Source organism: Nostoc sp. TCL240-02 (assembly GCF_013343235.1).
Classification (GTDB): domain Bacteria; phylum Cyanobacteriota; class Cyanobacteriia; order Cyanobacteriales; family Nostocaceae; genus Nostoc.
Genome location: NZ_CP040094.1, coordinates 4,709,464 through 4,732,582, shown reverse-complemented (window position 1 = coordinate 4,732,582; position 23,119 = coordinate 4,709,464). Strand labels below are relative to the sequence as shown.

General features: G+C 39.4%; 21 protein-coding genes. 10 read left to right on the top strand and 11 right to left on the bottom strand.

The annotated features are described in order from the left end of the window. Nucleotides 1-9: 9 nt before the first annotated feature. Nucleotides 10-1,086: an AI-2E family transporter gene (locus FBB35_RS20155; protein WP_174711113.1), complete on the bottom strand. Its 1,077-nt coding sequence runs from the start codon at nt 1,084-1,086 to the stop codon at nt 10-12. 225 nt (nt 1,087-1,311) lie between these two features. Here FBB35_RS20155 and FBB35_RS20150 point away from each other — a divergent pair, with 225 nt between their 5' ends. From FBB35_RS20150 to FBB35_RS20140, 3 genes are all read left to right on the top strand, one after another. After that, complete coding sequence (locus FBB35_RS20150; RefSeq protein ID WP_174711112.1) at nt 1,312-1,599, top strand: hypothetical protein; 288 nt, start codon at nt 1,312-1,314, stop codon at nt 1,597-1,599. A 383-nt stretch (nt 1,600-1,982) separates the two neighbouring features. Then, a complete protein-coding gene (locus tag FBB35_RS20145; protein WP_174711111.1) occupies nt 1,983-2,771 on the top strand; it encodes a peroxiredoxin-like family protein in 789 nt (262 codons plus the stop codon). Between the two features lie 265 nt (nt 2,772-3,036). Next, entirely contained in the window at nt 3,037-3,402 is a 366-nt protein-coding gene (locus tag FBB35_RS20140; RefSeq protein ID WP_174711110.1) for a hypothetical protein, read from the top strand. Nucleotides 3,403-3,505: 103 nt separating this feature from the next. On the opposite strand, the gene FBB35_RS20135 is transcribed toward FBB35_RS20140, so the two are convergent. The 4 genes from FBB35_RS20135 to FBB35_RS20120 form a co-directional block, all read right to left on the bottom strand. Next, nucleotides 3,506-4,498 carry a pentapeptide repeat-containing protein gene (locus tag FBB35_RS20135; protein ID WP_174711109.1) on the bottom strand — a complete coding sequence of 331 codons (993 nt, stop codon included), beginning with the start codon at nt 4,496-4,498 and terminating at the stop codon, nt 3,506-3,508. A 67-nt stretch (nt 4,499-4,565) separates the two neighbouring features. Then, nucleotides 4,566-5,417 carry a hypothetical protein gene (locus FBB35_RS20130; RefSeq protein WP_174711108.1) on the bottom strand — a complete coding sequence of 284 codons (852 nt, stop codon included), beginning with the start codon at nt 5,415-5,417 and terminating at the stop codon, nt 4,566-4,568. A 636-nt stretch (nt 5,418-6,053) separates the two neighbouring features. Then, nucleotides 6,054-7,046, bottom strand: coding sequence for a hypothetical protein (locus FBB35_RS20125; RefSeq protein WP_174711107.1), 993 nt, complete (start codon nt 7,044-7,046; stop codon nt 6,054-6,056). A 217-nt stretch (nt 7,047-7,263) separates the two neighbouring features. Further along, entirely contained in the window at nt 7,264-8,229 is a 966-nt protein-coding gene (locus FBB35_RS20120; protein ID WP_174711106.1) for an aldo/keto reductase, read from the bottom strand. 450 nt (nt 8,230-8,679) lie between these two features. On the opposite strand from FBB35_RS20120, the gene FBB35_RS20115 reads away from it, so the two are divergent. Further along, nucleotides 8,680-9,183 carry a HugZ family protein gene (locus FBB35_RS20115; RefSeq protein WP_174711105.1) on the top strand — a complete coding sequence of 168 codons (504 nt, stop codon included), beginning with the start codon at nt 8,680-8,682 and terminating at the stop codon, nt 9,181-9,183. Nucleotides 9,184-9,342: 159 nt separating this feature from the next. Next, nucleotides 9,343-10,230: an alpha/beta fold hydrolase gene (locus FBB35_RS20110; protein WP_174711104.1), complete on the top strand. Its 888-nt coding sequence runs from the start codon at nt 9,343-9,345 to the stop codon at nt 10,228-10,230. A 112-nt stretch (nt 10,231-10,342) separates the two neighbouring features. On the opposite strand, the gene FBB35_RS20105 is transcribed toward FBB35_RS20110, so the two are convergent. Then, nucleotides 10,343-13,168 carry a zinc-dependent metalloprotease gene (locus tag FBB35_RS20105; RefSeq protein ID WP_174711103.1) on the bottom strand — a complete coding sequence of 942 codons (2,826 nt, stop codon included), beginning with the start codon at nt 13,166-13,168 and terminating at the stop codon, nt 10,343-10,345. Between the two features lie 1,194 nt (nt 13,169-14,362). On the opposite strand from FBB35_RS20105, the gene FBB35_RS20100 reads away from it, so the two are divergent. The 3 genes from FBB35_RS20100 (at nt 14,363) to FBB35_RS20090 (ending at nt 16,960) form a co-directional block, all read left to right on the top strand. Further along, entirely contained in the window at nt 14,363-14,758 is a 396-nt protein-coding gene (locus FBB35_RS20100) for a hypothetical protein (RefSeq protein ID WP_174711102.1), read from the top strand. Nucleotides 14,759-14,971: 213 nt separating this feature from the next. Continuing rightward, nucleotides 14,972-15,115 carry a hypothetical protein gene (locus FBB35_RS20095; RefSeq protein WP_174711101.1) on the top strand — a complete coding sequence of 48 codons (144 nt, stop codon included), beginning with the start codon at nt 14,972-14,974 and terminating at the stop codon, nt 15,113-15,115. A gap of 396 nt (nt 15,116-15,511) precedes the next feature. Continuing rightward, nucleotides 15,512-16,960, top strand: a complete 1,449-nt coding sequence (locus FBB35_RS20090) for an AAA-like domain-containing protein (RefSeq protein ID WP_174711100.1) — start codon at nt 15,512-15,514, stop codon at nt 16,958-16,960. A gap of 170 nt (nt 16,961-17,130) precedes the next feature. Here FBB35_RS20090 and FBB35_RS20085 read toward each other — a convergent pair whose 3' ends face one another. Continuing rightward, nucleotides 17,131-17,508 carry a hypothetical protein gene (locus FBB35_RS20085; RefSeq protein WP_174711099.1) on the bottom strand — a complete coding sequence of 126 codons (378 nt, stop codon included), beginning with the start codon at nt 17,506-17,508 and terminating at the stop codon, nt 17,131-17,133. A 340-nt stretch (nt 17,509-17,848) separates the two neighbouring features. Further along, nucleotides 17,849-18,523 carry a LuxR C-terminal-related transcriptional regulator gene (locus tag FBB35_RS20080; RefSeq protein ID WP_174711098.1) on the bottom strand — a complete coding sequence of 225 codons (675 nt, stop codon included), beginning with the start codon at nt 18,521-18,523 and terminating at the stop codon, nt 17,849-17,851. Nucleotides 18,524-18,630: 107 nt separating this feature from the next. On the opposite strand from FBB35_RS20080, the gene FBB35_RS20075 reads away from it, so the two are divergent. Continuing rightward, on the top strand, nt 18,631-19,287 hold the full coding sequence (locus tag FBB35_RS20075) for a DUF3386 domain-containing protein (protein WP_174711097.1): 657 nt from the start codon (nt 18,631-18,633) through the stop codon (nt 19,285-19,287). A 185-nt stretch (nt 19,288-19,472) separates the two neighbouring features. On the opposite strand, the gene FBB35_RS20070 is transcribed toward FBB35_RS20075, so the two are convergent. From FBB35_RS20070 to tmk, 3 genes are all read right to left on the bottom strand, one after another. Further along, nucleotides 19,473-19,763: a hypothetical protein gene (locus FBB35_RS20070; RefSeq protein WP_174711096.1), complete on the bottom strand. Its 291-nt coding sequence runs from the start codon at nt 19,761-19,763 to the stop codon at nt 19,473-19,475. A gap of 5 nt (nt 19,764-19,768) precedes the next feature. After that, the gene (locus FBB35_RS20065; RefSeq protein ID WP_174711095.1) at nt 19,769-20,275 is read right to left on the bottom strand and encodes a hypothetical protein; all 507 of its coding nucleotides are present in this window, start codon (nt 20,273-20,275) and stop codon (nt 19,769-19,771) included. 273 nt (nt 20,276-20,548) lie between these two features. Next, complete coding sequence (gene tmk, locus FBB35_RS20060; protein ID WP_174711094.1) at nt 20,549-21,184, bottom strand: dTMP kinase; 636 nt, start codon at nt 21,182-21,184, stop codon at nt 20,549-20,551. Between the two features lie 329 nt (nt 21,185-21,513). Here tmk and FBB35_RS20055 point away from each other — a divergent pair, with 329 nt between their 5' ends. Beyond that, nucleotides 21,514-23,082 carry a GMC oxidoreductase gene (locus FBB35_RS20055; RefSeq protein WP_174711093.1) on the top strand — a complete coding sequence of 523 codons (1,569 nt, stop codon included), beginning with the start codon at nt 21,514-21,516 and terminating at the stop codon, nt 23,080-23,082. The last annotated feature ends 37 nt before the right edge of the window (nt 23,083-23,119 follow it).

Here is a 23,119-nt window from a genome sequence, read left to right as displayed (position 1 = left end):
AAGGCTTATTTAATCGTTCGATTGAACATCTATTCTAGTTTCAACTCCTACTGGCTCTATCAGGTTTTCTTCAGGTGTAAACTCATCAATAAGCGTAATTATGACTGCTGCCGCAGGCACTGCAAGCAGCACACCAATAAATCCAAATAGCTTACCCATTACCAAAAATGTCACAATCACCATTACTGGATGGATATTAACTTGCTGACCCATCACTAAAGGCTGAACAACATGGGCATCTATTTGATTCATTAAAAAGAAAAGTATCAACACAAATACTAGTTTTAGTGGTGAAATACTCAATGCTACTAATGCTGGTAAAAAAGCACCAATGATCGAACCAAAGTAAGGAATTATTTCAAATAATCCTGCAATAATACCAAATGGTAGAGCTGACGGAATCCCCAAAATAAAAAGTCCAAATGTTGCTCCAGCACCCAGAAATATCATCGCTATTCCTGTCCCAAAAATCCAGCCTCGCAATCTTGTCTCGCAAGCCTTAAGGATTCGTTTAAACCGTTGATGATGTCGCCTTGGTACTAATCTTAAAATCCCTTTCACTAAGGAATTAGGATCGTAAGCCATGTAAAGCGCTAAAATTAACGTCGCTACCAACTCAACGGTTAAATTTAAAGCTTCACCTAAGAAAACGGGTACTCCTCCTAGTAACTGGTTGGTTAAATTTCGTAATTGTATTAGTGCTTGGGAAATGTCAGGAATAAAAGTGAATTTCTGACGCAGTTGCTCAACATCTCCTGTCAATCTATTGAGATAAGTTGGTAATGTTTTGATTAATTTCTGAGATTCAAATGTCACACTAGGTAGAACTACAGTAGCTAATACCACAACAAATCCGATGATTAATCCAATTAGTAGCAAAACAGCAACATCCTGTGATTTGACTAACTTTTGCAAAAACCTTAATAGCGTTCTTAAAATTAAAGCAATCAATGCTGCAACAACTAAAAGTTCTAATACTGGTAAAAGTTGATATAAAATGTAGAGTGCTGCTGCTAACATCACTGCCAATGGCGCACCACGAGTTAACTGCGACCATCCATTCTCTGTATCTCTGAGATTTGTCATTACTATCACTTATTCTTCTGTTTTAATTTTCCAAATTAGTGCCTGGGATAGCACAGATTTTCTTTTTAAAGGTAGCTATAAGCCCGATCGCCACAAGTATAGTTTTTCTCTCCTGTTTGTGACCATATAGTCAAGTCAGTTTTAATTCGCTCAGATATTTTACTCCCTAGCTTTACTTTTATTCTATTTATCCTCAGAGAGGTCTAGACATTAAAGTCATCTTTCTTGAGAAGGAAGTTTAACTATTTTGTGCGTCTGTATGAAAAAGATGATTTCTCAATTTACCTAATAGTAGTTTTTTCCTTTGACGAATCCAACGGGCTGAATCTCAAAATTATCGCCTCTAGGAAAGGCGACTTTTTAACACAGCAAAATTCGGTGGCAGCTGCGATCGCTTTCATACAAATAGTTAATTGTCGCTTTGTACCTTTTGCAGCAAAGACTTCTATTGTCGAGGCAGTGCGATCGCTCTTTAGACAACCTGCTTGGTTATCAACCAAGGGTGTTGGATAAATGCAGGATGAATCAGTTACTTTTAATCTGCTATAGGACTAGTATTTGATTTGCGAAAAGATACGTAGGGGAGCCAGTCGCATGGGCGGGTTTCCCGACTTGAGGGTCACTGACGTTGTGTTAGCGATAGCGTAATGCACGATCATCTTGGGTTTGGTGCGTTACGAACTGCGTTCTAACACACCCTACAATACCTAATTTTGTTCAAAAATCAAATATGATTCCTATATATTCGGTTTCCTCAATTAAGGGCTACTGATAAAAATTTTGGGTTTTTGAGACGCGATAAATCGCCGTCTCTACAAGTGTTTTGGTCTTATCTGAACTGTATTGAGTTAAAATCGACTAAAATTGAATAGCTAAATAGCCGTTAATACTTTGTAATGAATCCCTACGCTATCCTTAATCAGACCAAACTTCAGTGTGTTAGTGATGGCATAACCCGACCTCTACTAGAAAATTGCGAAACTGCCTCACATATCCTTATTTTAGTCTGGCCACAACTTGGGGATTTTGATAGTCTTGAATATGCGTGGTGGTTACAGCGCGAAGCTAAAAAATTGTCTCCTGAAAAACTCGCTATTCGTGCAGTCGGAATTGGCGATCGCGCCTCTGGAACAAAATTCTGTGAATATACAGGATTTCCACCCGAAAATTTATTTGTTGAACCTAATGCAGAACTACATCACCAACTCAAACTTTATTCAGGTCTAAATCTCCCTGTCCCTGGAATTTCCCCTACTCAGAAAGCTTGGCTAAATCTACTGTTCATGTGTGCAGGGTTTGGAAGTCCTGGAACGCTAAAAGAAGTTTTTCGGGGATACAGAGGCGATCGTCAAGCCCCTCAACTCATTGAAGATGATGAAATTATTCAAGGTACTCCTCTACCTGCCTTTAAAGGCTCGTTTTTCCAATTAGCTGGTGGAATTGGGTTTCAACGTCCCTTTGAATTAGCTACTCTACGGCTACGCAATATGGTGGAAGTTCTGAGCAATTGGCATACTTATGTACCTAATTCTGCTTACTTAACTCAGCGTGGTGGAACTTTTCTGTTTGATACCCAAGGCCAGTTACTTTACGAACATCGAGATCCAGGAATTTTGGGCTTTGCAGCTAATATGAGTCAGCCCCTATCATTTTTATCCCTTATTGAAACAGATAGCTTTACCTAAATTCATAATTCATAATTCATAATTCATAATTGCTATTTCAATAATATCTAACATAACAAAGTTGTAAAATTGAAGGTTTTTGTGTCAATTTGCCTCATAACAGATGTACATCATCTGGTTGCCTGTTACAGTTAATTATCTTCATATTTAATACAAGTACTTTCATTACTTTTGCTCTCTTCAAGTTTGTGAATTATGAACTATATGGTTATTCAATTTAAGTATTAAATAAAATCATTACCAATAGTTTAGGAAAAGCAAAGACGTGAACCGGTTCAAAAAGCTATCCTCAATTGTGTTCTTGCTATTAGCCTTTATTTATCCACCTGGCTTGGCTGAAGCCAAGGATAATACTCTCAATAATGTTCTCAATGAACAGGCTCTTGACGGACAGACAAAATCAGTTGGAGAGCAAAGTGAAGAGCTTTTGTTAGCTCACCGACGGACTCGACGACGTTATCATAGACGGCAACGGACTGGAAAATATTATTATCAACGCCAGAGGAATCGACGACATTATTATAGACGGCGCTATCGCTCTGTAAATTATCACGGACAACCATATCGTCATGGAGAATGGGAACTTGTGCGCGATCGTCATGGACGATTAATATATGATTGGCAGCGTTAATAGTAAACTTTACAGCCAATCTTGCCAGAGAATCTTTATGTGTAAATCCTAACTTAGGCAGACTTGTTCGAGATCAAATAGTGGGTATTGCCCATGTATATTTTTAATCATTAATTGTTCCATCAGGCATAACTGCACCACGCAAGTTTGCACCCGTCAAGTTTGTACTACTCATTTCTGCTCTGATCAGATTTGCCTTACTTAAATTAGCACCAGTCAAGTCTGTTCTGGCAAGATAGGCATCAACCAAGTCTGTTTCTGTGAGGTTAGCATGACGCAGGTTCGCCCTACTTAAATCAACTCTATTTAGCCTTGCAAAACTCAGGTTTACTCCACTCATCTGACATCTAGTCAGTTTAGCATCTGCCATAATTGCACCATACAAATTAACACCTGTAAGTTCGGCATCAATGAGGTTTGAACGTTCTAATCTAGCGTTCATCAGGTTAGCACCTTTCAAATTAGCACCCCCGATGTTAGTATCTGCCAGAGATGTATTATGCAAAATCGCTTCACTCAAATTGGCATCACTCAAATCGGCATAACGTAGCGTTGCCTCACTCAAGTTAGCACCACTCAAATCAACTTTAGACAAGTCTACACCAGTTAAATCAGCACCCCGCAGATCAGCCTTATGAAGATTAGTACCCCGTAGACTAGCAGAGTACATTCTCTTTTCTTCTCGCAGGTTAGCCCCACGCAGACACGCTCCAGTTAAATTTGCACCACTCAAATCTGCACCACGTAAATCGGCATTCATCAAGTTAGTATCTAGCATATATGCCAAGGTTAAATTTGCATTACGCAAATCAGCACCCTGCAAAGTTGCACCATGTAAATTAGCATCATGCAAGTTGGCGCTGATTAAACTTGCCTGATTTAGGTTCGCACCACTTAGCTTTGTACAAACTAGATTTGCGTGATTCAGAATTCCCCGATTTAGATAGCTAAAAATTAGGATAGCATTACCCAAATCTGCTTTATTCAAAGCTATACCAATCAAGTCTGCACCAAATAAATTTATTCCATTTAAGTTGGCCTCAATAAATTTTGTTTCTCCATCCTCATAGCGCTTCAGGAGTTCATTGGCATCCATATTTTTTCCTATTAATTACCACAAATATTTAAGTTTTTCTCGGATTAACAATAATCAAAAGTTACCATTATTCTTTGGTAGGGGGTGCTATAAATTGACAGGTATTACCATCATCATTGAGTCCAGTTTTCTGATAAGGATTAACTGGTGTTTTTGTTTCTAGAGATAGATCATTATTAAACGGTTTATATCCATTGGCACTAGGTGATATATCGCCATATAAAGCTCGCATAGATTGTGTAATTGCACTAGCTGCTTGAATATTTTCATCCGGCTTCCCTAGAGATGTAACAGCACTATTTAATTTAGATTCAAGCTCTCTAATAGTTGGACAGGTATTAAATAATCTCAGCAATAAATCATCAAGTTTTTGAGTTTTCAGTTTCAACCAGTCTTCTTCAGTGAAAGTAAATTTTTTGTCAAGTGCAGAAAATAGAATTATTTTAGCCCTAAGTGGGTTAGTATACTTCATAATATTTTGCCGTAAATCAAACTGATTATATTGATATTTGATTTGACTGCTTGGAGATTTATCTATAGATTTTAATGATATTGGTTCAGAATTATAAAATGTTTGTTCCTCTTGGCGAGGTTGATTTAATAATATTCCTGTTGGTTCTTCAGGCGTTATATATAGCTTCTGCATGTAATGAAAAATAACATTAGCAATTATGGCGTATTCAGTTTGTTTGTTAAGAGTTTTGACAACTTCAGATAAACTATAATTTAAGTTGTTGGTAGTAGGATTCAATCTAAATAATTCTTGAATTAATTCTTGTAATTTAAACCTATCTAGCGTCTCTTCATCATTCTCCCAAATATTTTTACAAGCAGAGTATATTAATTTTTTAATCCGTTTGGAGTTTTCATGCTGTTCTAAATGTTTAGTTACTGCATCGAGACTAGATATAGTTTTCATCGGCAAATCTCCAGCACAAGTATTAAATAGGAACAAATGATCAAGCTAACCTTTTCAACATGACTCGCAAAATCTTTTTCTCGGAACATTGTGTGTGTCGAAAGTGGTTTATAAGTTATTTATTTAACCGCAGAGGCACAGCAGAAAGTCTGAGAGCAGGCATCAAATTTTCTAAAATAGAGAAAATATAGAAAAGAGGTTTAGAGAGGAATTCACTTCGATAATTTATACTCACTTTGAAAGGGCTGGTCTTATGTTATACCCTTTTTATCTACATGTCGAAGCACTTTGCCTACGGTTGGCACAAGGTAAGGATGCCTACAGTTTCAAGGTAATCCCAACTACTACCGCATCCATTGACAACATCCGCGATTGCCGAAAGCCTTGCTGATGTGGGCTATTGGAGTTATGAGTGGTGTGTTGGTGGTAAATCTGGCGCGAAGTCGCAAAAATTGCATTAAAAATGCGGATCATCTAGCTCAAACTCTAAATTAGCTGTTTTAGTAGGTAGCTGCTGATATTGTCGCTATTTTAACCACAAGCTGCCGTTGTATACATATTCTAATTATCTGAGCCAGGTTCCCATCGCTTACACTGAGTTTTTATATTACGGTTACGAGCTATGTATTACTTATATTAGTATTGGTTTACAAGTTGTTGGATATATTGCTTGGACGAGCCATAGCTGACGATCGCCACATCAAGATCAGCATACTTGTAAAGGTTCAAGGCACGTTGGATTCCTCCAATAATCCAATCGGTTTCGTTGCCGAATGCTCCACCACCGAGAAGCGTAAGAAACAATCTGTTGTTTCCATTTCTGATCGAATTCAAGATTGCAGTACAAATAGTTGCTTCATAGGATGCTTCTAAAACGAGGCGTGCAAATTCCGTCCAAAGATTTGAGGAATGACGTGAGTAGCTAACTGGCAAGGCAGAGCAATAGGCTTGTGAGACGGTATGCTTGCAATCATTGAGCGTTACTTGTGTACTCCATTGAATGCCGATTCGTAACAACTCTCGCAATCCATCAAGTTCACTCTCGCTTGCTGCTCGAAGTCGATTTGAAATCTCGACCAAACCGCTATGTGATGCCAAAGCATAGCCGTTTCTCATTTCCCAAAGACGGCTTTTGGAATTTCCCAATGCTACTCCCATATCTGCAAGACAATCGATTTGGTTTGTTGTTGATTGTCCGGTTTGCCCATTTACGGTTGCAAAGTAGTTTCGATAAATCGTTCCTGCACCAGCCGCGATCGCACAAGCTGGCCCCTGAGTAGGATCATTCTCATAAATCCCCACACCTCTCTCAGGCGTTACATTTGGAGATACCATTTCAAGCAGATTGAACTGGGAAGCTACTTGAAAAAGCGAATCAGCATTCGATTTATTTATGTGCAAATCCTGGACGTTGGCAACTATTTCACGTACCGATATTTTTCCAACCTCATATCCACTTGAATGGACACGTTCTCTGAGTTCGGCTAAAGACGGTGTTTCCAACTGACCGCAAACCATTACTTTCCCATTCACATGAGATTTCAATACCTTACCGTCAACAGTGATATTCTGCCAAACCTGTTGTGGGGACTCTTCAGGAAAACCGGTCAATGTTTCAAACCACGTCATTGGATAAAATCAAACCACAGACATAACTATTTATTGTACGGAAAGTTTTCGTATAATTTTTTTCTGTTTGAAGGATTTGCCCAGCGATCGCTCTTATGACTAATATCCACACAGAACTGCACCAAATAATGTACTAAATGCGACACGCCCTTTTATCAAAGAAGAAAGCTCTTGGTTAGGGGAATAACTGTTGAGTGTTGACTTTCGGGTAGCCATACTAGGCGTTTGAGGAACTGGCTTGATTGAGAAGGTCAATAGCATCTTGGTCGAGCTTTATATTGACAGCTTTGATGATATCGTTGAGTTGCTTAACCTTTGTTGCACTAACAATAGGAGCAGTAATGCTGGGATTGGCAATGAGCCACGCCAGAGAAACTTGGGTGGGAGTAGAATTATAAGTCGTTGCCACCCGATCAATTGCCTCTAGAATTCGCAAGCCACGAGGGTTTAAATATCTTTTTACAGAATTACCACGGAGACTAATAGATAAATCTTTTTCTGAGCGATATTTACCAGAGAGAAAACCACTGCACAGAGAGGAATAGTTAATTACGCCAATTTCCTGTTCTTGGCAAATTTGTTGTAAATCCTGTTCATAACCATCTCGGTCATACAAGTTATAACGGGGCTGAAGGCTTTCGTAGCGAGGATAGCCATGCTGACGGCTAATTTCTAATGCCTGCCCCAAACGCTCCGCACTATAGTTTGAAGCACCAATCACACGTACTTTTCCCTGACGAATCAATTCTGCGTAGGTTTCAAGAGTTTCTTCAAGTGGAGTGTTTTCATCGTCGATATGCGATTGATATAGATCGATATAATCGGTTTGTAACCTCTGCAACGAGTCTTCCACAGCTTGTTGAATGTGTTTACGAGAAAGCCCTTGGCCTCTAACACCCATATCGTTACCAACCTTAGTTGCAATCACCACTTGGTCACGATGACCGCGCTGCTTGAGCCATTTTCCTAAAATTGTCTCAGACTCTCCACCTTGATTTCCTGGAACCCACTTGGAATAGACATCAGCTGTGTCAATAAAATTACCTCCAGCCTCTATGAAACTATCTAAAATCTCAAATGAACTATTTTCATCAATAGTCCAGCCAAATACGTTACCACCAAAAGATATTGGTGATACTTCTAGTTCTGAACGTCCAAGTTTACGCCTTTGTGTAATGACCATGAGTTTTTCTTAAGACAGTTTTAGAATTACTTGTGCTAACTCAAATTAAAAATACAGTATGCTATTAAAACTACTATAAAACTATGGGTAAACCGTATTTTCAAGAGATGAACGTAGGTTATCACGGAAAATCATGTCAAATCAAGCCTTTTGATCGTTGAGCGTTCTTCAGCATACTTGTTCTGGATGTTACCACTTACTTGGTCTGCGTTAACAGTGTTGGCAATATAGCAATCCTACTCAATACTTGTCGGGTTTTGGGTTAAAGGGGAAAAACCTTATATCTCAAGTCTTCCACTCTTTTTCCCTTTAACCGAGCAGTATTGCAATCCTACTTATTAAACATCTAAGGAATGGGGATTCACTCGAACTCCAGACAGTAGCCCATCCTAGACATCGCTCAATAACGTTACAATAACTAATTGCTACTAATTAAACGGTAATTTACTTATGAGTCAACTTGAAAAGATTCAAGCTGAGTATGAAAAGTTTACTGAAGAATTTGAGAGTGTAATCATTAGCACCGTGAACGCCCAAGCAATACCAAATGCTAGTTATGCTCCTTTTGTAATGGATAATTCTAAAAACATCTACATTTATGTCAGTGGTCTTTCAACTCATACCAAAAATATCTATACTAATTCTCATGTAAGTGTCTTATTTATCGAGGATGAAGCCAAGAGTAATCTAATTTTTGCCCGTCGTCGTTTAAGTTTTGATTGTACGGCAACTTTGATAGAGCGTGAAACTGACAAGTGGAATCAAATTGTTGAGCAATTTCAAGGGCGATTTGGTGAAATTATCGAAGTTTTACGCGGCTTGTCTGACTTTCGGATTTTTCAGCTAATTCCTAGTGAAGGGCGTTTTGTAGTTGGTTTTGGGGCAGCTTATCATATTAGTGGCGATAACCTCCATCAACTTGTTCAGATCACAGGAGATAGTAATCAAAAGTAAAAAATGAATTATGAATTAGTTTGACTGTATACAAATTAAATATGAAATAGCTTAGGACAGAAAAATTTTACTTACTCTGATATTTATCGGTAAGTTTGAATTTATACCTCTTAATTTTGCCTTCGGGTAAAGTGCCATTAAACTATACTTTTTAATTTTATGCTTCAGTTTCAACCTCCTGGCTTTGGACATAAACTTATCCATACATCCTTGGGGGCAATGGTTTACTATACCCAAACTAATACACCTTGGGCGTTCGCTGATACTGAAAATTTACCTCCACTACTGTTTCTCCATAACTTTGGTGGTGGGGCATCTGCGTATGAATGGTCTAAAGTTTACCCGGCTTTTGCTTCTAATTACCACATTTTAGCTCCCGATCTAATCGGCTGGGGAGAATCGGCTCATCCAGTCCGGGATTATAAAATTAGGGATTATCTCAGCACGATCGCAGAGTTTATCATCGAAACTTGTCGCCAGCCTGTGACGGTGGTAGCCTCTTCTCTAACAGCCGCTTTTGCTATCCGCCTAGCTATTGTTCAACCCAATCTATTCAAAGCACTGTTTTTGGTTTCCCCATCTGGATTTGATGATTTTGGGCAGGGTGCTGGACGCAGACTTCCGCTTTCGGTAATCAATACGCCTCTGTTGGACAATTTTATTTATATGCTTGGTGCTGAAAATGAAATTGCAGTCCGAAATTTTTTACAAAGTTTTTTGTTTGCTAAGTCAGAACGAGTATCTCAAGAAATAGTGGATGCTTATTTAACCTCTGCACAACAACCTAATGCCAAATTTTCTGCTTTAGCATTTTTGCGGGGCGATCTTTACTTTGATCTGAGTTTATATATTCAGCAACTGACAATTCCCACTGTGATGTTTTGGGGAGAGAAGGCACAATTTACTAATATCAAACTAGGACAACGCTTGGCAAATTTAAATCCAAGGGCAATTCAAGATTTTTATGCGATCGCAGATGCAGGAATATTACCTCATTTAGAAATACCAGAAGTTGTCATTGGTCTATTGCAACGATATCTTCGGTAACTGGGGACTGGGGATTGGGGACTGGGGATTGGGACTGGGACTGGGGACTGGGGACTGGGGATTGGGGAAGATGAGGGGGATGAGGGGGATGAGGGAGACAAATGACAAATGACTACTTAGAGAGTAAATGTGCATTTAATGCTTTGGTGATGCGATCGCCAGAAGCTTCTAAATGGGCTAGGGTGTAAATATCAAGGCTTTCACTCTCCAGGTGATGCTGCTTCTCTTGCGGATACGCTAAGACGAATGTCGCTAACGCTGTGCTAACGCCAGTCGCTTCAAGGGAGGGAACCCCGCCAAAGCGTTGCTCGCTAAGTTGTTTGAGTCTGACATCAATAGCTTTTTGCAGTTGGCGCAATTCATACCAAGCCAATGTCCGGCCATCTTCAGGTGTATCGGTAGTACCCAACATCATTTCTAGCAAAATATTCAGATATTCCCGTTGCAATGAACGACGGATGCTAGAAATTGGCTTTGGTTCTCCTGGGGTTAAAACTTCTGCCCAGATACCTGTTTGCAGGGTATCGAACAGTTCCGGGATAGAAAGTGCTTCCCCAGGCAGAGTTTTTAATTCTATATCTTGTAAACGATTGAGGCGATCGCTGTCTAATAGCGATCGCAGCACCGCACTTTGAAACTTCAAAATATTTTCGTGAATTGGATAATCAAGGCGGTTGTTAGGTACAGAATTACCCCAATGTTCCCAGCGTGACGGTGCTAGTTTATTGAGCAATTCTGGTGAAAAACTGAAAGCATTCTCAGAAAAAACATATTCTTGCAATTTTGTCAATGCCTGGCGTTGTTTTAAAAGTGAAACAGGTACAAATGTCCAAGAAGCATTATCATTAGTATGGAGACGCAAAAACGATTGTCCGCCAATATATTTGGAAAGCAAGGTGGCGTTCCGAAAATAATATTTAAGCACTCTATTGAATGAGACGCGCAGGTTACTATAGCTTTCTCCTTTTGATAGATAACCCTTATCAAGGCGCTGCCACATAACACGGGCATTATCCATTTGCCACTGCGAATAAAGTAGTACATCACTACTCATATCCCAAACATTCGCCAAAGGATTAATGTCCCAGATATCCTCATCAGTTGCATAAGACAATTCTGGTTGAGGCGACGCTAGTGCAATCTGCTCTAAAAAACTTTTTTCTGATTCTGGAATTATCCCCTCAAGCGCTGCTGATGGGCTTGTTTTATAACCATACTCAATTGCCCATTCGTCATAAGGCCCAACAACTCCTGGAAAATAGTCACCTTGCTGTACTCCCTGCGGTGCTATATTCACCGGTAGATAGTCCATTACCGAACCCACTAAGCCTTTAGTGTGAGTGATTTCAGTATTATTTAATTCTTCAGGTGCTAACATTGTGCTGCCATGAAAGTTGTGGCGCAAACCGAGAGTATGCCCGACTTCGTGAGCAATGAGAGAACGCAAATATTGATGCACATACTTCTTCATCGTTTCACTACTGGCTGTAGTATTTGGCAAAATTGACAACGCCAGCGCTCCCATCGCAGCTTGATTTGAAGCCTCCATACCATAGCAGAACTCAGAGTCCGCTAGAAGAGAATTATTAACTCCTGGCTTTTGGCTTCCCCAAAGGGCAAGACATGGGTTTTTGCCCACTAAAGATGGATTTACTTCCATCAATGCGTGATATTCTTGCTGAATTGATAGCACCATATTGGCATCTACCATAATGTCTGCATCCAATATTTCCCCCGTGAATGGGTTGACGCGCATTGGGCCTTTAGCAAAACCTGCATCCAAAGAGTTGAACCAGCGAATAGTATTGTAATGTACATCTGCGGGTTGCCAATCAGCATCATCTGGCATTTGCTGTACTTCAATAGCATTTTGAAATCCAGCTTTTTCAAATGCTTTGTTCCACATCAAAACGCCTTCACGAATCGCATCGCGGTACTCTAGTGGCACAGCATTTTCAATCCAATACACAATTGGCTTTTTAGGTGGAGATAAGAGAGCATTCGGATCGGATCGCTCTAGATGCCAACGATTGATGTAACGTACAAATGATTCATGAGGATTCTTATTAGATAAATCTTGAAAAGCAGTAATAAAATATCCCACTCTATCATCAGCAAGTCTGGGAATATAATCATTGGTTTCTCTAAGTTGAGAAAAACTATAGTGTACCTTGAGAGTGAGCGCCCTACTATCAGGTACGGTAACTAAATTTGCTCCTTCTAATGATGAAAAACCGTAAATAGAATCAATCTCTATATTTTCTGAGAAGCTGTTAACATCACCAAAATATGACTTGTGTGCATCCAAGCGGTAATCAGCCTGCAAAGAGTATTTCAAAATGGTAGTTAATCCAGGTAAATCCTGCATTAGCAGTTCATTCAAGTTGATCAGAATATTTTCATTCTGTGGATCGATATTGGCTATTTCGAGTGAATAAAGAACAGAGTCGCTAAACGAACGAGCAAGCGATCGCTGTTCTGGACTACTTTCTGCACGAAATTTTATATTCCGCACCACAAAGTGCAATCTATTGTTTACTCGTTGGAAGCAAAAGATAAAATCAGAAAGAGGTAATCCACTATAAATTCCACTTTCCCCAACGCCCGATTCTAATGTCACTATAGCTAGGTAGTTTTTATTTAGCTGTTCTGGTTTAATTTCTAAGTAAATTTTTCCAGAATTATCAGTGCAATAAAGTGTGAAGAGTCCCTCTACTTTATTTATCCCTTTGACAACCTTATTAAATCGGCAAAAATTTCCCTTTCTACTCTTAGTAATATCGTTGTCAGTATTTGCTAAATTTTCAACTACTGGAAGTGCATTTACTTGCTGTACATCAATATTTGAAAGTTGATTTGCTCCTGCATAATCACTACAGATGAACAAGTTATACAGTAATACTATAAAGATTGCTAATTTCCTGATCCAGTATTTCATCCTTTGGCTTTCCAGCTAAAGCAGTTCTCGTATTGAGGAAAAAATGTGGATTAATTTGTCCTCTGCAAGCCCTTCAAATATCTAGGGATTACGGTATAAATCCACTCAATCAGACAAATAATATCTCTAGCCTAAAAGTTCTGTGACTATTGATTGTTCTGAGTAGCTATTTAGGAATTATCCATCTCTTTAGATAGATAATTTTTATAACTAAAGATATATGTTTTTTTAAACTCTATCTGTATTAAAAACCAAATGTAGCATTAAAAATGTATTTAGTGCTACATTTGCCAACCGAAGGAATCTTAAGCATGATTTATAAACAAAGATTAAGACTCCTAAAAAAGCTGTTATTGAGCATTTAAATACTTTTTTAGGATGAATTATGGAAATTTATGGTAATCCCAACTGTTTTATCACGCGATCAATTGTTTACAATGGTCTTCGAAGCGTGACTAAATATCCTAGAGCAAATAGATTAGTTTAGCAATTTCTTCTAGTTCAGGGCTGATATTTAAAGGTTTTCGTTGATTTTCACCAGATAATTGACATATATTATCCTCCAAAGTTTTGTAGGTTGGGTACAGCGATAGCATAACCCAACATAAATAAGGTGGTAATATTGGGTTGTGTTTCACTCCACCTAACCTACATAAATATATCTTTTAAAAAACTCTAGGTTTCAATATGATGAGGTTTAATTGACATATTATCCTCCAAAGTAGCCTTGAAAATATTGACTTAATTGGTTCAAATAATATCACACTAATACTTGTAATCTTGAGGCAATTTTTGATAAACTTAAATACCAAAATAATGAGATTTTTAGAATAGCAATATCAACCAAATCTACTGAGTTTTTATAAGCTATATTCACTTGGAATTGTGGGATTTTTTTAGCATCATAATTTTACTGATTAGATTGACAAGACTTGATAATAGTGAAGTGTAGCCCTTTATCATATTTCTCATAACAGTTTAATTTATTCAGCGATGGACTATCTAGGGAAAGGCAGTATTGCTCGTTGCTCTTGCACATAAATGAATGCAAATATCTATTTATCTCACAAACCACCTCCTCCCCAAGGTTTAAAAAGTATTTCTTTTTTATAACTGAGATATGCCTTTTGTTAGAAGGATAATTACCCTTTTATAGTTAATGTTTATTTGTACTCAAAAAACAAGCTAATTGGCATGATAAATTTGATTTCTAGAAAAATTGGTCACATCAGTTCTGTGCTTAAAGGACTTCAGGTAACACGTTTTTTGGCTGTTGTCCTAGTTGGTTTTTTAGTGCTGACGACGAATGTTACTTATGGGCAGAATGACAAAGCCTTAAAGGAGAGAGTTAGCGAACAGATACAGCAAGATGATTCTCAAAGACCGAAAACAGTAGGGGAGTGGTATAAAGACGCTCGTGAAACAGAAGGTTCTCCTGGTGAACGACTTCAAAAGATTGGAGAACAGTCAGCAGAAGCCTTTAAACAATTTGGTTCTGGGTATGTAGAGGGGGCTCAGGAAACTGCTAATGATGTAGGGAACAGTGCAGCACAGACAGGCAAAAATATCTCTAACCAAGTTCGACGCTAAGAGGTCGTTTGAAAAGTGTTTCACTGTAACTTTAGGCACTTTTAAATCCCCCTAATGCCCTTAAATAACGAATTCTAATACTTGGATAACGCCTTTACCCTTGCTTGTAAAAGATTGTAGCGTTTTTCAGGTGCATAAAATATAGGTCTTTAGTAGGGGCGTACAGCTAGCTGTACGCCCCTACTGCATGTTACATCTAAAAAAGAATTGCTAATGTTGAGAAGCGTAGGTGGCGTAGCCGATCGTAGATATCGCCAGCATATTACACTTTATTGGATGGATCTCACTCAATACTGCTTCGGTGGGGTAAAGCATTTTCAACTTGGAAGTGGGTTCGAGGAAAATGTTAAAGAGTAAAGGTTTTTTCTTTCCTCCTTTTCCCCAAAACCCGATAAGAATTGGGATGGATTTGCGCTCCAAAATCCATATCAATACTAAATAAGAAATAACTTTAAGTAATATCTAGGCAGTTTGCACAAATAAAGTGAACTATTAAGGCAAGTCATTTATTATTTGCAAGTAGTAAAAAACACTTGATGCACAAGCATCAGCAGCTTACCGTAGGGGAAAGAAAAAGTTATGTTTGTTTATACCCACCTATCTAACTTTCATAAGATAATCAAGTATATTTTTTTACTAACTATTGAGTAACTTAATAACAGTTAAGTAACTGTTGAATAACTGTTTTAAAACATGAAACAATGAGGAGAGAGCTAAGGCAGTAAAGAAAAAAACAGATAGATAATTAGCAATATGAAGCAATCTAAGAGTACGCGAAAGCGGGGAATTGTCCTAACGATCGCTGGATTGAAGCGTTTACAAGCGGCGATTCTGGCTATGGAAAAGGTTCAAAACAATGGCAATCACTTCACTCTAGAAGATTTAGGCGATCGCATGAATGTTTCAACCAAAACCCTGAACCGATTATGGTCGTTGAATACAGGCGTGGATCAAAAAACCTTAAAATTGTGCTTTACCGCCTTTAACCTAGAATTACACAGGGAAGACTACACAATTTTGAGTGAACCGAATACTACTGTAGTCTCTCCAACTCAATTGTCGAGTTTAGATACAGGAGAAAAGAAATTATCTCCGCCTTTATCCTTAGAATCATTTGTTACTCAGCACCATAATCAACTCGAAAATCTTTGGTCATACCCAGATGGCCCCGTAGCTCTAGATTCCCCCTTCTATGTCGAACGTCCTCCCATTGAAGAATTAGTTTATCGAGAAATAATTCAACCAGGCTGTGTGATCCGAATTCGAGCGCCAAGAGAGATGGGAAAAACTTCTCTTGTGTTGCGGTTATTGGCTTTTGCCCAGATGCAAGGTTATCGTGCTGTGAACCTGAATTGCAAGCAAATGGATGCAACCTGTCTGACAGACTTAAACAAGTTTTTGCGTTCTTTTTGCTGGCAAATTGCAACAGAATTAGGCATAGACCCTAAGCTAGATGAAAACTGGGATGAGGAAATAGGCTGTAAGTTAAGTTGCAGTTTATACTTACAATCATACTTGCTGAAGCAGAGTAAAAGTCCAGTGGTTTTAGTGTTAAATGAGGTTGACCACTTTTTTGAATATCCTCAAATTGCTCAGGAGTTCTTTGGTTTGTTACGCTCTTGGTATGAAGAAGCACGACAAGATGCTAACTTGCAGAAGCTTAGGCTACTGGTGGTTTATTCTACAGAAGTTTACGTCTCTCTAGATATCAACCGTTCCCCATTTAACATTGGACTACCGATCCGTCTGCCAGAATTTACTAAGTATCAAGTAGAGTATTTGGCCCAACGGCATGGGCTAGACTGGACTTCTCACAACGAGGTTACGCAACTGATGTCTCTGGTGGGGGGACATCCAGCGCTAATTCGGATTGCTCTGTATTATATATGCTGTCAAGGAATCACCTTAGAGGAAGTAATGTATGAGGCGATCGCTAACGGCGGTATCTACCGTTATCATTTATGGCGACACTGGGCAATTCTGCAAGAAAATTCTAGTTTGGTAAAAGCATATATTGAAGTTGTTAGCTCAAAGCAAAGCATTTCTTTGAATCCCATTGACGCTCATAAACTGGAAAGCTTGGGATTAATCACTTATGAAGGCGATCGCATCTTACCGCGTTGCCAACTCTACCGCGCTTACTTTAAAAAACAACTAGGTGTTGCTGAATTTGAATATAAATCATTGCAAAAACGTGCTTGAAAAAACTATCAGGTACATTTTTTCCCACACTTCTATGCCTACCGAAATTCTGGGCGGAGTTTTTATTTGCTCAGATTTATCTGGAGCGTGAGCTTTTTTATCTTGAATTAGCAACACCAAGAACTATCTACATTTTTAAATTATGGCGGCTGGAAAAGATTTTAAACTAATTAACTAGCTGACCAATAAAGTTGATAATCCTCGATAAAAAAAGAGCCATTATTGGAAGACATTTTGAAAAAGAAGTAATAATCTCCTGGCTCCCAAATACCAAATTCTTGTTCTTGTTCTTGAACAGTAGCTGTCGAGCCACCGTTGGGAATAGTCATGCTAGCAGTTTGTGTTCTGTTGTGTGCTTTGAGCAGAAAAACTTCCAGCAGGCAAAAACCCTGTAGTTCGGCAGAATAACGAATTTTGAAGCGGATTTTCCCTCCATCTCGTAGGGTATTTTGAATAAAAAATTTTTCAGTTTGAATGGGATTACCAGACAGTTTAATACCCTTATCTTGTGTTAATATATAGGTATGTTTTTGCTCTAACGAACTCACTAATTTTTCTCCCTAAAAAGAATCAAGTCTATTGAAATAATTGCATTTTTGACAAATAAATTTTACTGTCACGTTGTATTTTGCCGTCATCGCCAACAAAACGCAATGACAGATAAGACAGTTAAGAAAATAGTTAAAAAATTGATTGCAACAAAAATAATTTAACCTTACAGCCAATTTTAAACCCATAGACTACAGCTAGGGTAGGAAGCAAGATGTGGCGTAGTCTATGAATGTGGAAACTGTTGTAAATGTTAACTAGATAGTTGAGACACTAAACACATTGCAAAATTATATAGAGTAAAGAGCAAGGAGGAGAGGAAACTGCCTCCTACCTCCTCTAAGAAACTTTGATATCTTGCAGCTTTGCCACCATTTCTGCACGCGCCGAAACCTTCAACTTACGAAACATCCTCTTCAAAGCTTGTTTGACAGAATTTTGCGTAATCCAAAGTTTTTCCCCAATTTCTGCGTTTGTTAACCCCTGTGCCACTAACTCGGCAATTTCTAACTCACGCGCTGTTAGAGGATTTATTAAAAGGGAATTGGATATTTGTGGTTTTGTCGTCCGTAGAGTCGCCATTTTTGCTGATAAATGGATACATAATGCACTCAGATCGGCTAAATCGTTGCCATTAAAAGCAGGATTTCCCTTATCACGAGCCAAGTTAAGTGTTCCTACAAGACGGCCATCGCAAACAATTGGCCCAGTCATTACGTGTTCGTGATCAGAACGCGAGCAAAAATGCTTCCAGTCTCCTGGTGATAATAATAACTGCTCATGGGCGGGAGCGTGACGCTCAACCACGTAGCGCCCGACTGGATTGCTTTCTAAGCATACTGCCGGAATACCCTGAACATCGATTTGGGCCGTTGGCTGATCGTCTAGGAGATAAATACCCCAATTTTGCACACCAAAATGCTCACCAATTTTATCCGTGAGAGCTAGTCTTAATTCTTGCTCATTTCGGACATTAGCGATCGCATGAAATATGGCGTGGAGAGAATTAACCATAAGCATAAGTGTACCCAGTTGGGGACTATCCAAGCCTCAACAATTACTTCTATGCTAATACCAAGGAAACTAAAACGCTAATTTACAGTAGCGACTAGGAGAAGCACATGACAGTTACACAACTCTCTGCTCAGGAACTTTTCCGGGCTGCTTATGAGAACCGCTATACTTGGGACAAGAATTTCCCCGGTTATACCGCAAATATTACCTATAAGCAAGATGATAAAGTATTCACAGGTCAAGTTCGCATCAGCCCCAATCTCAAAGCCGAAGTTTTGGGTGTAGATGACGAGGCAGCCAAGCAAGCAATTCATGGGCAAGCATGGGAGATAGCAATTCACCGCGTCCGCCGCAGCTTTGAAGACACCCACAGCGCCAATACCTTTACCTATGGTAAAACTGATGAAACTGGTGCGATTGAGCTTTTAATGGGTGGTAAGGCTGAGGGTGATAAATACAAAGTCCGCAATAATGAAGTGTGTCATGTTCACCGTCTAATCCACGGTACTTTTGTGACAATTGACACCTTCAGCAGCCACGACACCGGAGAAGGCTACTTGTCTCACCGCTATGACTCTGTTTACCATGACCCCAAAACTGGGGAACAAAAGGGCGGCAGAAGCGAATTTGTCGATGAATATGAAAAAGTTGGTGATTATTTTATCCTAAATCGTCGGGAGATTCGTACCGAGACAGCAGGACAAATATCTATTCAGGAATTTATCTTCTCTGACATCAAATTGTTAGAACCTGTTGCTGCTTAATCTCTATTTGGTAGTTAAAAAATTAGCGATCGCTTCTTCTTAGTTTAAGGATACGATCGCTTTTTTTTATATTCTGATTGATGAATATGAGGTTTTAAAAAGAGAGCTTGATATGCAAGAATATCGATAGCTGAGTTGACATTGGGCTAAAGAGCGATCCGCTTTACTTATTAAACCTGTAGTATTTAGAGATATTTTTGGTAATATTCCTCTATCGTACCTACAGCTTTTAATAATGGCGAATCTAACGGCTCAATCCAATCAGCCACTTCACGAGCCAGCCCAAGGGTTGAGATTCCTCCTGATGCTTCCAGTTTACCAATCAGCGTCTTACTTTTAATAGATTCTAGGGCACCGATCAGATTATTTAAACGCTCTGAATGTTTAAATTCTGGTTGTTTCTCTCTACGAATCTGCTCGGCTATCTCAAGAGCATTATTGAGCAATTTGATAAATTCTTCTGTTTTTGTTTCCATGATTTTTACGGACAACTAAAATCTTTTTTGATGATATTTTCTCCCTCAGACCACTTAATATTTGGATCTCTTGTATCTTTAATAAAAGTCTGTTGACCACCGCCAGGATAGCATTGAGTGGGGGTTTGAGGGGCAACAATACCTTGATAAACTGTCGTTCCTGCCGGCAAAGTAACTGGTTGGATCATAGTGGCTTTATTGCCCCATGATTGATTGAGAGCTAAATTCCTAATTACTTCTACATTTGTTTCGTATTTATCAGTTGTTAAATACCTACCATATCTATTCTCACTGCTACTATAGTAACGATAAAAAGTCTTAGGCTCCTCTAGTTTGACTTCCTCACATTTAGAATTTAGGAAGGTAACGGCAATATCAGATTGTAAAGGACATGAAGAACTAACTTCTTGGGCAAGGACTCGTGGTGAATTGAATACAGTCCGTGGGAATGAACTAACTGAAAAACTAAGAATGCTTAAACCAATACCTATGGAAATAGACTTAAATTTCATACAAACTCTTCCTCCCAAGCTTTTATTGAAATATATAAATGGCAAATTAAGCTTCGTTTCAGTGTAGTGGGTTTGTTAGACCCCTGAAGATAACGATGCCTGCGGCAGTCTGCGCCAACGTTTTTGTGAGCAATGCAATGGTTTTAGATTCGGGTGTGGAATTGGAAAATGCCACGTCTTTTATATTCTCAGGCTAAAAGCAAGGATGCAAGGACAGTTAAGACAGTTAAGTAAACTGTTAAAAGAATTTTGCCTTCAAAAGTTGAGACATACCTATGGCAATTCCTTCAGGTGTACGCGCAGAATTCCTTGAATTACTTGTTGCACAGCTTCTTTACTCAAGCTGCCATCTACCCGCATAATTCTTGAAGGATAGGATGCTGCTAACTCTGCGTATCCTTGCTGAACGCGCCGATGAAAAGCGATAGTTTCTTGTTCAATGCGGTCTAATCCTATTCCATCTCCCCGTTTGCGGGCTAGTCCTACTTCAACATTGACATCTAGCCAAATAGTTAAGTCACTCTCTAAACCAGCAGTGGCAATATAGTTAAGCTGATTGATTAAACTCATATTCAAACCGCGACCATATCCTTGGTAGGCAATGGTAGAGTCAGTGTAGCGATCGCATAAAATATATTTCCCTGCTGCGAGATTTGGTTTAAGTTCTTGTTCCACGTGTTGCGATCGGTCAGCAGCATACAATAAAAGTTCTGTTACTTCTGCAACTGGTTTATCCTCTGCTTTCTCTAGTAGTAAGCGGCGAAGATGTAAGCCTAACTCTGTTCCGCCTGGTTCACGAGTTACCACCACAGAAACACCTAGATTTTCCAACCACTGAGAACAAAGCTGCATTTGGCTGGTTTTGCCGCAGCCTTCCACCCCTTCAAATACAATTAATTTGCCACCCATGCTTTTTAAAGTTCGCTGACGCTTGATTAAGAATAGCGTGAAGTGTTACAGGCAGGTGAAACAGCTACCCCGCAATCAGTAGTTGAATATTTGTTTATTTGGAAGTCTTTAAATACACAAAAACAAGTTTTTGGCAATTTGGCAGATCAACTATTTTTGATACTGATATTTTTGGGATTGTGCAACGAATGTAACAGAAGTTGCCATAACCAGGTGGTCGAGATTTTTAAGTTACTTCTGTAATTCCTTAAAGACATCAATTACAGCTAGTTATTTCAACTGGTATGTCAACGTGTCGGTGCATAATCAACTCGTACAGGAAATCAAGTATGTCAGGCGTAATTAAACGTCGTCAATTTATTCGGGCAACACTGGCAGCAACTGCAAGTATAGGCGTGTCTAAGATTGCTTCTGCAACTTATCGTGGTGAAGAATGTGTAGAAGCGCTGGTGATTGGTAGCGGTTTTGGTGGAGCAGTTGCAGCATTGCGCCTTGGTGAAGCTGGAATTAAAACCATAGTATTGGAACGGGGACGACGATGGCCAATAACCAATGCAGGTAATACTTTCTCCACATATCAAAACCCAGATGGTCGGTCTACTTGGTTAAGTCCGACTACAGTTATATTCAACCAAGTTCCAATTGATATTTATACTGGTGTCCTGGATGTTAAGGTAGGCGATGGGATTATTGCTTATCGTGGAGCAGGGGTGGGAGGGGGTTCGCTAGTTTACAATGCTGTCAGTTATCAGCCAACTAAAGAACTTTTTTATCAAGTCTTTCCACGCAGTATCAAATATGAGGAACTGGATAAAGTTTACTATCCAAGGGTGCGTTCCGTCCTCAAACCATCTCCCATACCGGATGATATTCTAAAAACTGACTACTATTTAGCCAGCCGTATTTTATTAGAGCAAGCAGCCAAAGCTGGTTTAAAAGGTCGCAAACTTGATGTCGCTGTTGATTGGGATATCGTTCGGCAAGAAATTGTGGGTAAGAAAGTTCCTTCGGCGATCGCAGGTCAAGTTTACTATGGTCTTAATAGTGGTGCGAAAAATAGCTTAGATCGAAATTATCTCAGCATGGCAGAAGCTACTAAAAAGGTAGAAATTCGACCCCTACACGTAGTCAACACGATCGAAGAATGCCATGCTGGGCGTTTCCGAGTTACCTGCAATCAAATCAATGAGCGGGGAGTTGTGCTGGCTAAAAAATCCTTTATCTGTCGTTATCTGTTTTTAGCAGCCGGTTCTATTGGCACTACTGAATTGCTTTTACGTGCCAAGCACAATGGGACATTGGGTCGCCTGAACAATCAAGTTGGAAAATTGTGGGGAACTAACGGTGATGCGGTGAGTGCGATCGTTACTTCTGGTCAAACTAATGCCACACTGGGCGGGCCAGCATCGGTAGTAATTGAAGACTTGGACAATCCCATCACGCCATTAGTCATTGAGCAGCTTCCTTTTCCCATAGTTCCCCAAGGTGTCTTAGCTCCTATTAGCCTAGCGATCGCCAAGCCAGAGGGCTATCTGACTTACAATACTTCTACGCAATCAGCTAATCTGTTCTGGCCGAAAGACTCAGCCAATAATCAGAAAATTACCCAGGCTAATCAGTATACTTACCAACGGCTAAATCAAGCTAATGGTACTACTTTTGGCGCACCACTTGACTTTAGTGCGACAGCGCATCCTCTTGGTGGTGCAACTATGGGTGCTGTATGCAACACTTATGGTAAAGTCCACGGTTATTCTAATTTGTTTGTTGTAGATGGTTCTCTGATTCCTGGTTCGACTGCCTGTACTAACCCATCGCTAACCATCGCGGCTTTAGCGGAGCGGTGCATGGATCGCTTTTTCAATAAGAAGCTTCCTGAAAGCATGGAGTGGGAATAAAGATAGGCTACTATCAGCTACACCTGGAAGACTAAAT

Excerpts from the sequence above, each read along its gene's own strand:
- FBB35_RS20100 (WP_174711102.1), top strand. The coding sequence starts at position 14,363 with ATGATAAATTTGATTTCTAGAAAAATTGGTCACATCAGTTCTGTGCTT.
- FBB35_RS20120 (WP_174711106.1), bottom strand. The coding sequence starts at position 8,229 with ATGGTCATTACACAAAGGCGTAAACTTGGACGTTCAGAACTAGAAGTA.
- FBB35_RS20110 (WP_174711104.1), top strand. The coding sequence starts at position 9,343 with ATGCTTCAGTTTCAACCTCCTGGCTTTGGACATAAACTTATCCATACA.
- FBB35_RS20145 (WP_174711111.1), top strand. The coding sequence starts at position 1,983 with ATGAATCCCTACGCTATCCTTAATCAGACCAAACTTCAGTGTGTTAGT.
- FBB35_RS20130 (WP_174711108.1), bottom strand. The coding sequence starts at position 5,417 with ATGAAAACTATATCTAGTCTCGATGCAGTAACTAAACATTTAGAACAG.
- FBB35_RS20155 (WP_174711113.1), bottom strand. The coding sequence starts at position 1,086 with ATGACAAATCTCAGAGATACAGAGAATGGATGGTCGCAGTTAACTCGT.
- FBB35_RS20075 (WP_174711097.1), top strand. The coding sequence starts at position 18,631 with ATGACAGTTACACAACTCTCTGCTCAGGAACTTTTCCGGGCTGCTTAT.
- FBB35_RS20055 (WP_174711093.1), top strand. The coding sequence starts at position 21,514 with ATGTCAGGCGTAATTAAACGTCGTCAATTTATTCGGGCAACACTGGCA.
- FBB35_RS20125 (WP_174711107.1), bottom strand. The coding sequence starts at position 7,046 with ATGACGTGGTTTGAAACATTGACCGGTTTTCCTGAAGAGTCCCCACAA.
- tmk (WP_174711094.1), bottom strand. The coding sequence starts at position 21,184 with ATGGGTGGCAAATTAATTGTATTTGAAGGGGTGGAAGGCTGCGGCAAA.
- FBB35_RS20065 (WP_174711095.1), bottom strand. The coding sequence starts at position 20,275 with ATGAAATTTAAGTCTATTTCCATAGGTATTGGTTTAAGCATTCTTAGT.
- FBB35_RS20095 (WP_174711101.1), top strand. The coding sequence starts at position 14,972 with ATGTTGAGAAGCGTAGGTGGCGTAGCCGATCGTAGATATCGCCAGCAT.
- FBB35_RS20080 (WP_174711098.1), bottom strand. The coding sequence starts at position 18,523 with ATGGTTAATTCTCTCCACGCCATATTTCATGCGATCGCTAATGTCCGA.
- FBB35_RS20105 (WP_174711103.1), bottom strand. The coding sequence starts at position 13,168 with ATGAAATACTGGATCAGGAAATTAGCAATCTTTATAGTATTACTGTAT.
- FBB35_RS20135 (WP_174711109.1), bottom strand. The coding sequence starts at position 4,498 with ATGGATGCCAATGAACTCCTGAAGCGCTATGAGGATGGAGAAACAAAA.
- FBB35_RS20115 (WP_174711105.1), top strand. The coding sequence starts at position 8,680 with ATGAGTCAACTTGAAAAGATTCAAGCTGAGTATGAAAAGTTTACTGAA.
- FBB35_RS20070 (WP_174711096.1), bottom strand. The coding sequence starts at position 19,763 with ATGGAAACAAAAACAGAAGAATTTATCAAATTGCTCAATAATGCTCTT.
- FBB35_RS20090 (WP_174711100.1), top strand. The coding sequence starts at position 15,512 with ATGAAGCAATCTAAGAGTACGCGAAAGCGGGGAATTGTCCTAACGATC.